Consider the following 1024-nt stretch of genomic DNA (forward strand, 5'->3'; position numbering starts at 1 on the left):
ACTCGTGCGTGGCGTCGTCGACGATGCCCAAACACTTGATGGCACGGCCATCGGCGAGCCGATCGAACACATGCGTAGCTTGGGGTCACATGCGTAGCTTGGGGTCAGGTCTTGCATCGTGCACCACGCCCGCTTGCGTAGCTTGGGGTCAGATACCCTCTTGAATTTCAAGCCCGGCCATCGGTATTTCAGCCCGAAACGGCTGCCCTGACGTGATTACGCCATAGATCAAGTGCACGAGCTTTCGCATGCTCGCCCCCACGATCGCCTTCGGCGCTAACCCTTTCTTCTCGAGCCGCTTCGTCATCGCGATGATTACCGGATTATGGCGCTTGGCCACCATGCCCGGCATATAGAGCGATTTTCTTGCGGCGGTGTGGCCGGCTCGCGAGATCATGGTTCGACCGTTGATCGAAGTGCCGGATTGCTTCTGTCTGGGCGTGACGCCAACGAAGGCGGCGAGCGCCTTCGCACTTTTGAACCGGCGAACATCCCCGATAAAAGCCAGGAACTGCGCGGAGGCGCGAGGGCCGACGCCGGGAATGCTGCGCATTAGCTCGGCGTCTTGTTTGAGTTCGGGATGGCCGTCGATGTAGTCATCGATATCGGACTGGATCTTGGCGATTTGCTTGTCCAACCAGACGACGTGTTCTTCGACCATCGACTTCACGCTGGATGGCGTGCCCTGATCGAGCGCTTCGATCCGATTGAGTTCTTGCTGGCGCATATCCATCAGCGCCTGGAGTCGATCGACCAACGCTCGGAGTTCGCGAACGGCGATACTGGGTGGCTGCCAGATATCCAGATCGGCTCTTTGGGCGAACTTCGCGAGTAGCTTGGCGTCGGCTTTGTCCGTCTTGTTGCGGCTGAGCTCGCTTTGAGCGAAGCCGGTGACTCGTGCCGGGTTAACGACGCTCACCGCCCAGCCGGCATCGGCTAAGGCGATCGCTACAGCTTCGCTGTACGGACCGGTGGCTTCCAGCACGATCGGTGCGTCGACCGGCAAGTCGCGTTGAGCCAGCCA

The 1024-nt window shown here is 60.0% G+C and carries 1 protein-coding gene; it reads right to left on the reverse strand.

Features of this window, described 5'->3' with window-relative positions; translation table 11 throughout:
* Window positions 1-148 precede the first annotated feature (148 nt).
* The coding region (locus SAHL_RS02595) for an IS110 family RNA-guided transposase (protein ID WP_123589854.1) at window positions 149-1024 on the reverse strand (876 nt) is incomplete at its 5' end.

The organism is Salinisphaera orenii subsp. halophila YIM 95161 (assembly GCF_003732545.1).
GTDB classification, from domain to species: domain Bacteria; phylum Pseudomonadota; class Gammaproteobacteria; order Nevskiales; family Salinisphaeraceae; genus Salinisphaera; species Salinisphaera orenii_A.